9 protein-coding genes are annotated in these 10,492 nt (G+C 60.0%); 6 read left to right on the top strand and 3 right to left on the bottom strand.

Going from position 1 to position 10,492, the window contains the following annotated elements; genetic code table 11:
• Positions 1–148: 148 nt before the first annotated feature.
• Entirely contained in the window at positions 149–1,525 is a 1,377-nt protein-coding gene (locus AC07YV_RS21430) for an L-serine ammonia-lyase (RefSeq protein ID WP_102701104.1), read from the bottom strand.
• Between the two features lie 135 nt (positions 1,526–1,660).
• On the opposite strand from AC07YV_RS21430, the gene AC07YV_RS21425 reads away from it, so the two are divergent.
• The 5 genes from AC07YV_RS21425 to AC07YV_RS21405 all read left to right on the top strand — a co-directional run bounded on the left by AC07YV_RS21425 (position 1,661) and on the right by AC07YV_RS21405 (position 7,642).
• Positions 1,661–2,608: a LysR substrate-binding domain-containing protein gene (locus AC07YV_RS21425; RefSeq protein ID WP_102701103.1), complete on the top strand. Its 948-nt coding sequence runs from the start codon at positions 1,661–1,663 to the stop codon at positions 2,606–2,608.
• 214 nt (positions 2,609–2,822) lie between these two features.
• Positions 2,823–3,230, top strand: coding sequence for an HPF/RaiA family ribosome-associated protein (locus tag AC07YV_RS21420; RefSeq protein WP_007970346.1), 408 nt, complete (start codon positions 2,823–2,825; stop codon positions 3,228–3,230).
• A 253-nt stretch (positions 3,231–3,483) separates the two neighbouring features.
• Positions 3,484–4,056 carry an RNA polymerase sigma factor gene (locus AC07YV_RS21415; RefSeq protein ID WP_102701102.1) on the top strand — a complete coding sequence of 191 codons (573 nt, stop codon included), beginning with the start codon at positions 3,484–3,486 and terminating at the stop codon, positions 4,054–4,056.
• Positions 4,053–5,042 carry a FecR family protein gene (locus tag AC07YV_RS21410; RefSeq protein ID WP_102701101.1) on the top strand — a complete coding sequence of 330 codons (990 nt, stop codon included), beginning with the start codon at positions 4,053–4,055 and terminating at the stop codon, positions 5,040–5,042. The genes AC07YV_RS21415 and AC07YV_RS21410 overlap by 4 nt, the downstream gene beginning before the upstream one ends.
• 170 nt (positions 5,043–5,212) lie before the next feature.
• Positions 5,213–7,642, top strand: coding sequence for a TonB-dependent siderophore receptor (locus AC07YV_RS21405; RefSeq protein WP_102701100.1), 2,430 nt, complete (start codon positions 5,213–5,215; stop codon positions 7,640–7,642).
• A 337-nt stretch (positions 7,643–7,979) separates the two neighbouring features.
• On the opposite strand, the gene AC07YV_RS21400 is transcribed toward AC07YV_RS21405, so the two are convergent.
• Entirely contained in the window at positions 7,980–8,855 is an 876-nt protein-coding gene (locus AC07YV_RS21400) for a helix-turn-helix domain-containing protein (RefSeq protein ID WP_102701099.1), read from the bottom strand.
• A 151-nt stretch (positions 8,856–9,006) separates the two neighbouring features.
• Between AC07YV_RS21400 and AC07YV_RS21395 the strand changes: the two genes are divergently transcribed.
• Entirely contained in the window at positions 9,007–9,909 is a 903-nt protein-coding gene (locus AC07YV_RS21395) for a DMT family transporter (RefSeq protein ID WP_102701098.1), read from the top strand.
• Here the strand turns inward: AC07YV_RS21395 and AC07YV_RS21390 are convergent.
• Complete coding sequence (locus AC07YV_RS21390) at positions 9,901–10,449, bottom strand: DUF2165 domain-containing protein (protein ID WP_102701097.1); 549 nt, start codon at positions 10,447–10,449, stop codon at positions 9,901–9,903. The genes AC07YV_RS21395 and AC07YV_RS21390 overlap by 9 nt on opposite strands.
• Positions 10,450–10,492: the final 43 nt, after the last annotated feature.

Below are 10,492 nucleotides of genomic sequence, written 5' to 3'. Positions count from 1 at the left end.
TACCGGTCGCCGGTAGCTATGGAGAAACTGGCGGCATGAAACCGTAACTGGTGTCCAAAATTAGTTGACCAGTTCAGGCTCGCTCCTACAGGGGGCCGCGTTTTCTGCACGTTTCAGGGCAATAACGGCGGGCGTGCAACCAAAACGGTCAGCACTCCACCCAGTTCACCGCCAGTCCGCCCCGTGACGTCTCTTTGTACTTGTCGTGCATGTCGGCTCCGGTGTCGCGCATGGTGCGGATCACCCGGTCCAGGGAAATGAAGTGCTTGCCATCACCGCGCAGGGCCATTTGCGTGGCGTTGATGGCTTTCACGGCGGCGATTGCGTTGCGTTCGATGCACGGCACTTGCACCAGACCGCCAACCGGGTCGCAGGTCAGGCCGAGATTGTGTTCCAGGCCGATTTCGGCGGCGTTTTCCAACTGTTCCGGGCTTGCGCCCAGCACCTCTGCCAACCCCGCGGCGGCCATGGCGCAGGCAGAGCCGACTTCGCCCTGGCAGCCGACTTCGGCCCCGGAGATCGATGCGTTTTTCTTGCACAGGATGCCAACGGCGGCTGCGCCCAGGAAGAACGCGACCACGTCGTCGTCGGACGCATCGGCATTGAATTTCATGTAGTAATGCAGCACCGCCGGAATGATGCCCGCTGCCCCGTTGGTCGGTGCCGTGACCATGCGCCCGCCTGCCGCGTTTTCTTCGTTCACGGCCAGGGCGTACAGGTTGACCCATTCCATCGCCGACAAGGTGGAGGTGATGACATTCGGCTTGCCGATTTCCTGCAGGCTGCGATGCAGTTTCGCCGCTCGGCGTGGAACATTCAGACCGCCGGGCAGGATGCCTTCGTGACGCAAGCCCTGCTCGACGCATTCGCGCATCACCGACCAGATATGCAGCAGGCCCTCGCGAATCTCGGCATCCCCACGCCATGCCCGTTCGTTGGCCATCATCAGCTCACTGACCCGCAGCCCGTGCTCGTTGCACAGCTTGAGCAGTTCGGCGGCGCTGGAGAAATCGTAAGGCAGCACCACATCGCCGGCCGGTGCGATCCCGGAGTCGGCTTCGGCCGCTTCGATGATGAAACCGCCGCCCACCGAGTAATAGGTTTGCTCGAACAGCTCGCCGGTTTCACTGAAAGCCGTCAGGGACATGGCATTGGGGTGGTAGGGCAGGCTCTCGTCAAGCAACAGGAGATCGCGGTGCCAGTCGAAGGCAATGTCCGCAACGCCTGCCAGACACAATTTGCCGGTTTCGCGCAGGGTGTGAATGCGGCTGTCGATGGTGGTGGGATCGATGCTGTCGGGCCATTCGCCCATCAAGCCCATGACGCAGGCGCGGTCCGTCGCGTGACCGACGCCTGTCGCCGACAGAGAACCGTAAAGGCGAATCTCCACGCGTCGCACGTCCGTCAGAAAACCCTGTTCGAGCAGTTGTTGAGCGAAGGTCGCGGCGGCGCGCATCGGACCGACAGTATGGGAACTGGACGGGCCGATGCCGACTTTGAAGAGATCGAAAACACTGATAGCCATGCTAAAGCCTGTACAAGTAATGGAAGAGAAATCGCCGCCATTTTTGTAGGACAAGCGCTATGTCGGCGATACTGCCCGCCAAGGTCCTACGTGACCAACGAAATTTCCTAAGACATCCTTTAGCAGGACTAAACGATGAGCCGTCAATTACATGCCCAGACCTACGTCTGGCTGAACGTATTTGCCTGTGCCGCGCGGCACCTGTCGTTCACCCGCTGCGCCGAAGAACTGCACATCACACCGGGGGCGGTCAGCCAGCAGATCCGCCAGTTGGAAGAACGCCTGGGCTTTCGCCTGTTTCACCGCCGCGCCCGTGGCGTGGAGCTGAGCGCCGAGGGCCAGCGCCTGGCCATTACCGTCAACGAGGCTTTTGGCAACATCGACGCGGAATTGCGCCGACTGGATGCGGGCATGATCAGCGGGATTCTGCGGGTGCGTTCGATTCCGTCGTTCCTGAGCAAATGGCTGACGCCGCGCCTGCCGCGCTTGCAGCAGCGTTTTCCGGACATCCAGTTGCGCCTGGTGGCCGAGGACAGCAGCGTGCCGTTGCATGAAGGCGACTTCGACCTGGCAATCGACCTGAACGACGGCAGCTACCCGGGCCTGTTATCCACAGCCTTGCTCGATGAACAGATTTTTCCGGTGTGTGCGCCGAGCCTGTTGCGGGGGCGTCCGCCGCTTCACGGTCCGGCAGACCTGATGCACTTTCCTTTGCTGCACGACATCACCGCCTGGCGCGGCAGCTACGAATATGCGGAATGGGAGTTTTACCTCAACGCCATCGGCTTCGAAGGGGCGGATGTGCGACGCGGGCATACCTTCAATCGCAATCACCTGACCATCGAAGCGGCCATCGCCGGGATGGGGGTGGCGATTGCCCGACGAACCTTGCTCAATGATGAGCTGGAACGCGGGGCGTTGATCGTGCCGTTTGGTCTGGCGGTGCCCAACCACAAGCGCTACATGCTGCTTTACGCACCGGGGGCATTGAGCCATCCGGGTGTGCGCGCAGTGCACGATTGGTTGGTGGAGGAAGCGGGAGTTTTTCGCAGCCTGCACCCGTTGGGGGAGCAGCAAATGTGAGCAATTGTTACGCAAGAGCAGGGCGACCCAACTCCCGACCTTAACAGCGCTTTTACCGGTTGTCCGGCTTTTTTTGCGATTGAATATTTATCTTTTTTTAGGGGTTGAATTGTTCAGCGTACAGACCGATTGTGTAACCAAGAGGTCACGGTGATGACGCCCAAGGGCTTAGCTGACCGGCCTCTCGCGAGCTAGCTGAAATAAGGGATGAACTATGCAAATCCAAGTCAATAGTGATAACCATATTCAAGGCAGTAAACGACTGGAGGAGTGGGTACGTACGACCATTGAGAGCACGCTCGAACGCTACGAAGAGGACCTGACACGCGTCGAGGTTCACCTGCGGGACGAGAACGGCGACAAGCCGGGTCCCCACGACATGCGCTGCCAGCTGGAGGCGCGGCCAAAAGGCCATCAACCGGTTTCCGTCACCCACAAAGCCTCCACCATGGAGCAGGCGATCGACGGAGCAGCCACCAAACTTGAACATGCGCTGGAGCATATGTTCGGCAAATTACGCGGCAAACGAGCAAATGTGGTGCCCATCGAGAGTGGCGCCCATGCCGACCAGCTGCTGGAAGAAGAGTTTCTGGAAAACGAACAGGCGGCGCTTAACGGCTGACACCTGATTCACTTTTTACCTTCCCATGAGAACGGGCCTGCATTGCAGGCCCGTTTTTGTTTCGGTGGCTTTTGGATGCCAGGGTCATTGGCATGGGCTGTGGGGACAACCAGGTTGGCGGTGAGCCAACGGGCGAGATAGAGGGTTGCCCCCGATCTTTTTGCATATGAGAATATTTATCATTAATATTGCGATCTTGCCGGCCCCCTGACGCTGTCGTGGCCTCCCCGGTTTCCAGGTCGAAACATGAACGATGATGACTCTCCCACCCGACCCCCACGATACCGAGCGTGATCAACCGCGCGGCGACCGTGCACATTTTCTCCAGGTGTTTCTCTCCCAGCGTTCGCAAATGGAAGCGCTGGTGAGTCGACGTGTCGGTTGCAGGGCGACGGCGGCGGACCTGGTTCAGGACTTGTTCCTGCGGTTCTGGCGGCGGCCGCTGGTGCAAGTCGAGGAACTCAGTACCTATCTGTTGCGCTGTGCCGGCAACATCGCCATCGATCATTTGCGCAGTGAAGGCACGCGGGTCCGGGCCAGCGAAGGCATGCTGGTGGAGTCACCGGACAGCCAGGGCAGCGGACCGCAAGCGGCGCTGGAGGCGGGCAACGATCTGCGCCACGTCGAAGCCGCATTGCGCGCGTTACCGCAGCGCACGCGGCAGATATTTCTGCTCAATCGCATTCACGGCCGTAAATACGCCGAGATCGCCAAGGCCATGGGCTTGTCCCAAAGTGCCGTGGAAAAACATATGATGCGCGCCCTCGAAGCCTGCAAGGCCAGCCTTCGGGAACCCGAACCGCGTACGCCAGGGAAAGCACCGTGAACCACTTCGAACGCGTCACCCCGACGCCCGCTCAGGAACAGCAAGCGCTGGCCTGGCTGAGACTGTTGCATGACCAGCCCAGCAGTGCTGATCAGGCGACTTTCAGTCATTGGTTGCAGGCCGATCCCGCCCATGCCGAGGCCTATGCCCGGGTGCAGGTCTTGTGGGAGCTGAGCGAAGGACCGGCGCGCACGCTCGCCGATGAAGATGCCCTGGCCTTGCAGAGGTATCTCAACGCCATGGACAAGTCTCGTCGCAGCACGGTCGGGCGCTGGTCCGGTGCGCTGGCGATGGCGGCGTGTCTGCTGTTGATGGTCAGTCTCGGTACAGGCTGGCAGCCCTCGCGCTGGATCGATGACCTGGGCGCGGACTTCGTCTCGGCACCGGGGGAAATCCGCACCGTCACTCTGGCCGATCAGTCGCAGGTGACACTGGATGCCGACAGTGCCATCGCCGTGGATTTCAGTCGCGGCGAGCGGCATGTGCAACTGCGTCGCGGCGCCGGGTTTTTCAGCGTTACTCACACCGGTGAGCCGTTTGTGGTAGATGCCGAGAAAGGCCAGGCACGAGTCCTGGGCACGCAGTTTGAAGTCCGTTTGCAGCCTCGGGGGGCGCAGGTCACGGTGCTGTCCGGGCGAGTCGGGGTGACGGCGGACCAGGACGCCGAACAGCAAATCCTCACCGCCGGCCAGCAAGTCGCCTACGGCGAGGGCTCGGCGCAAATGCTCCACGCGGTGGACAGCGAGGCGCAGTTGGCCTGGCGCCAGGGCTGGCTGAATTACTACAAGGCGACGCTGGCCGATGTGGTGCGGGATCTGGGGCGCTATTACCCGGGACGGATCGTGTTGCTCAACGATGAACTGGCGGCACGCCGGGTCAGTGGCAGCTTCCCGAGCAGGAACCCGCAGGCGGTGTTGAGTTCTTTGCAGGGGGTGTTGGGGTTTGAGCAGCATCAGGTGTTGGGGCATCTGATTATTTTGCGTTGAAGCTGGCGCCCTCTTCGCGGGCTTGCTCGCGAAGGGGCCAGTTCAAACACTGCATCACCCTGAGTAAAAATATTTTCAAATTGTGATGAGGTAAACCCGATCGCCATCCGTGTAGTGACTGAAACTGCGAGTCATTCGCATCCGTTGCGGTTCTACACAGGTCATGAGTCATGAAGTCCAGGGCAAAATCGGGTTCGGTCAAACAATGGTTGGGTGTGTCTGCGTTGAGCTTTTCGGCATCGGCGTTGTTGCCGCTTGGCCTGGCGCTGGCCGCAGAAACGGGCAGCAGTCAGCCGCGTGCGCAGTTCAGTTTCTCGCTGGCCGCCAAACCGCTGCCCCAGGCCCTGAGTGATTTCAGCCGGGTAACCGGCATCAGCGTCGTCTACACCGATGAAGCGCCGTACGGCCTCAATGCGCCGGCGGTCAATGGCCAGATGAGCGCCGAACAGGCCTTGCAGCGTCTGCTCACCGGCTCGGGATTGACGTTCCGCCGCACCGACGGCCATACCATGGCGCTGGAACCGCGGCCGACTGAAGGTGCGTTGAACCTGGGCGCGACCACCATCACCTCGGTGATGGATGAGTCCATGAGCTACCAGCCGCCACCGATCTCTTCGGTGATGCGCTCTTCGGCCCCGATTCAGGACATCCCGCAGACCATCAATGTCGTCCCGGCCCAGGTGATCCGCGACCAGGCGCCGCGCTATCTCGATGACGCCCTGGCCAACGTCAGCGGTATCACCCAGGCCAATACCCTGGGCAGCACCCAGGACTCGGTGATGGTTCGCGGTTTTGGCGACAACCGTAATGGCTCGATCATGCGCGACGGCATGCCGATCGTGCAGGGCCGCGGCCTCAACGCCAGCGTGGACCGGGTCGAAGTGCTCAAGGGCCCGGCCTCGTTGCTCTACGGCATCCAGGATCCGGGCGGTGTGGTCAACATGGTCAGCAAGAAGCCTGAACTTGAGCAGTACAACGCGCTGACCGCGCGCGGTTCGAGCTATGACGATGGCAAGAACGGCAGCGGCGGCACGCTCGACAGCACCGGCGCCCTCGGCGATTCCGGGCTGGCCTACCGCATGGTGCTGGACTACGAAGACGAAGATTACTGGCGCAACTTCGGCGTGCATCGCGAAAGCCTGATTGCGCCGTCGCTGGCCTGGTACGGCGAAAGCACCAAGCTGCTGTTCGCCTATGAGCACCGCGAGTTCCTCACGCCGTTCGACCGTGGCACGCTGATCGACCCTCGGACCAACCACCCGCTGGACATCTCGCGCAACGAGCGTCTCGACGAGCCGTTCAACAACATGGAAGGGCGTTCGGATCTCTATCATTTCGAGGCTGATCACGAACTCAACGACAACTGGAAAGCCCATTTCGGCTACAGCTGGAACCGCGAGACCTACGACGCCAGCCAGGTACGCGTGACCGCCATCGACACCAGGAAGGGCACCCTGACCCGCAGCATGGACGGCACGCAGAACGCGATCAGCACCGACCGATTCACCACCGCCAGCCTCGAAGGCAACGTGAATGTGCTCGGCCTGCAGCACGACCTGCTGTTCGGCATCGACGACGAATACCGCAAGATCTATCGCGAAGACCTGATCCGCCAGAAAAGCCGTACCAACTTCAGCTACGTGAACCCGATCTATGGCCAGGAAGTAGCGGGCACCACTGTCAGCGCTCCCGACAGCGCGCAGACCGATGAGCTGCGCAGCGATTCGGCCTTCCTGCAGGATTCCATCCACCTCAACGAGCAATGGATTCTGGTGGCCGGCGCGCGTTTCCAGATGTACGACCAGTACGCCGGCAAAGGCGTGCCGTTCCACGCCAACACCGACAGCAACGGGCAGAAATGGGTGCCGCGCGCGGGCCTTGTGTACAAGTACACCGATGCCTTGTCGTTCTACGGCAGCTACACCGAGTCGTTCAAACCCAACTCGACCATCGCGCCGTTGAGCGGCAGCAGTACCGTGCTTGACGGCGGCATCGCCCCGGAAGAAGCCAAGGCCTGGGAGTTGGGTGCCAAGCTTGATCTGCCGGGCCGCGTCACCGGCAACATCGCGTTGTTCGACATCAAGAAGCGCAATGTGCTGGTGGCCAACGCCGAAGGCCCGACCACGATCTACAGCGCCGCCGGCGAAGTGCGCTCCCGTGGCCTGGAAGTGGACTTGAGCGGGCAGCTCACCGATCGCTGGAGCATGATCGGCAGCTACGCCTACACCGATGCCGAAGTCACCGAAGACCCGGTTTACAAGGGTAATCAACTGCAAAACGTGGCGAAGAACAGCGGCTCGTTGTCGGCGGTCTATGACTTCGGCAGCGTCATTGGCGGTGATCAACTGCGGGTCGGCGCCGGGGCGCGTTATGTGGGGGAGCGCGCGGGCAACGCGGTGAACGATTTCGACCTGCCGAGCTACACCGTGGCCGATGCGTTTGCCACCTACGACACCCAGGTCGACGGGCAGAAGGTCAAGTTGCAGCTCAACGTGAAGAACCTGTTCGACCGCACCTACTACACCTCGGCGGCGAGCCGGTTCTTTGTTTCCATGGGGGATTCGCGGCAGGTGACGTTATCCAGCACCCTGGAGTTTTAATGTAGGAGCTGCCGAAGGCTGCGATCTTTTGATCTTGCCGTAGCGGATTAAAAGATCGCAGCCTGCGGCAGCTCCTACAGGGGATCTGTGATGGGTTAAAAGATCGCAGCTGGAGTTTTAATGTAGGAGCTGCCGAAGGCTGCGATCTTTTGATCTTGCCGTAGCGGGTTAAAAGATCGCAGCCTGCGGCAGCTCCTACAGGGGATCTGTGATGGGTTGGAAGATCGCAGCTGGAGTTTTAATGTAGGAGCTGCCGAAGGCTGCGATCTTTTGATCTTGCCGTAGCGGGTTAAAAGATCGCAGCCTGCGGCAGCTCCTACAGGGGGATCGCAATGCTCTAGCGCAAAAACGCCTGTCGATACTCGCCGGGTGTTGCGCCCAATGCCTGGCGAAAGCGGTTGGTGAAGTGGCTGGCACTGGAGAAGCCGCAAGCCAGCGCAATCTCCCCCAGTGGCTGCGAGGTCGTGCGCAGCAATTCCCGCGCCCGGTTCAGGCGCCGCGCCAGCAGGTACTGGTGGGGCGGTAAACCGAAGCTCTCGCGGAACATCCGCGCGAAGTGGTACTCCGACAACGCGCACAAAGCCGCCAATTGACCCAGGCTGATGGCCTGGTCCAGATGGCTGTCGATGTACTCCACCAGATGCCGGCGCTGATGCGCGGCCAATCCACCTTTAAGGCGCAGGCCTTGTCGGGTGTTGACCTGGCTGAGCAGGGCATGGCTGAGCAGTTCGTGGGCCAGGCTGCTGGTCAGCAGGCGCTCGCCCGGCTCGTCCCAGTTCAAGCGGATCAACTGCCGAAAGCGCAGCGCCTGCTGCGGGTCATCGAGAAAGGTCTGCTCGCGCAGCTGCATTTCCCTTGGCTCGCGATCAAGCAGGGTGACGCAGCCGAGGGCAAATTGTTCGGGGCTGAAGTACAGGTGTGCAAGACGGATGTCGCCGTTGATCACCCAGCCTGACTGGTGGTCGGCCGGCAGGATGCACAGTTTGTCCGGGCCGCCCTTGTTGCCGGGCTGACCGCGACGGAAGGTGCCGGTGCCGCCAGCTATGTAACAGGACAACGTGTGGTGGCTGGGCGCCTCGTATTCCCGGGCGTCGTGGTGATTGCTCCACAAGGCGGCAGACATGCCGTCACCCAGCTCGGCGCTGTGCTCCAGACGAGCATTCGGCGAGCTGTTGAGGGCTTGAAAGACTTGTAGGGTATCCAGTGCAGCCATGATCGTTGCTCTCTAACACCTGCATCCAACGCCCTGCATCCTACTCCGTAGACGTGCGCCTGCCAGCCCGTCGCCAGACAAAAGCGCAAGTTTATGCAAGTGCCCAAAGGCGTGACGCCGGACACTGGGCGCCTATCGAGGAGCCTTTGCCATGAACCTTTCTTTGTACCTGCTGACCGTGCTGATCTGGGGCACCACCTGGATTGCCTTGAAATGGCAACTGGGCGTGGTGGCGATTCCCGTGTCGATCGTCTATCGCTTCGGCCTCGCCGCGCTGGTGCTGTTCGTGATCCTGTTGCTCAGTCGGCGCCTGCAAGTGATGAACCGTCGGGGGCACTTGATATGCCTGGCTCAGGGCCTGTGCCTGTTCTGCGTCAACTTCATGTGTTTCCTCACCGCGAGCCAGTGGATCCCCAGCGGTCTGGTGGCCGTCGTGTTTTCCACCGCCACCCTGTGGAACGCCCTCAACGCGCGAGTGTTCTTCGGCCAAAGAATCGCCCGCAACGTGCTGATGGGCGGTGCGTTGGGCCTGCTTGGGCTGGGCCTGTTGTTCTGGCCGGAACTGGCCGGGCATACCGCCAGCCCGGAAACCTTGCTCGGCCTTGGTCTGGCTTTGTGCGGCACCTTGTGTTTCTCGGCGGGCAACATGCTTTCAAGCCTGCAACAGAAGGCCGGTCTCAAGCCGCTGACCACCAATGCCTGGGGCATGGCCTACGGGGCGGCGATGCTCTCGGTGTGGTGCCTGGTCAAAGGCATTCCCTTCGACATTGAAATGAGTGCGCGTTACATCGGCTCACTGTTGTACCTGGTGATTCCCGGGTCGGTCATCGGTTTCACTGCCTACCTCACACTGGTCGGCCGCATGGGGCCTGAGCGGGCGGCGTACTGCACAGTGTTGTTTCCGGTGGTGGCGCTCAACGTGTCGGCGTTCGCCGAGGGTTATCAGTGGACGATGCCGGCACTGTTGGGGCTGGTGTTGGTGATGTCGGGCAACGTACTGGTGTTTCGTAAACCCAAAGTGCCGTTGATGCAGGGAACTGGCAAGTTAGCGTGATTCAGCAGAGGCGGGCGAGAGTGGCGGCTCTCCGCTCTCGATCGGCAATACAATATAGATCAGGGATAACATTATGAAGTCAACGGCTTGCCGACCCCAGTCCCTGTAGTTCCATTTTTTTGATTCGTCCATATTGAACCATTCGATACCGATGGCCTGAAAACAAACGTAATATATAAATATAGCAATCAGTAACCCGATAACTGCAAATTTTTTTGCTTCGTGGAACGCTTCCTTGCTGGTGTTTATGTTTTTGTAAAGATAGTAGGCTCCTATTGTGCAGAGGAGTGTAAACATGATTTCAAGTGTGATGAGCAACCAAAAGATCCGATGATGAAGCATGGGCGATGTGATGGCTCTATTACTGTACTTGAGTTGATTCAGGGTCGTGTCCATGCTCAGTATGTGTGCGAGGTATTCGTAGTTTGTGGAGTAATCGGCGAAATTGTTGTAAGTCGTCAATAACCCGAAAAAGCTGATAAATAGCACAATCGAGGCTTTGCTGATTCTAATGATCTGGTCGGTATTGAGTGAGTTCAAGACTTTTCTCCGTTATTATCAAGGAAGGTTTCCTTTTAAGTAA

It is taken from the genome of Pseudomonas sp. GW456-E7 (assembly GCF_059424105.1).
Note: the sequence above shows the minus strand (reverse complement) of the source record. Positions and strands in the feature narration are given on the sequence as shown.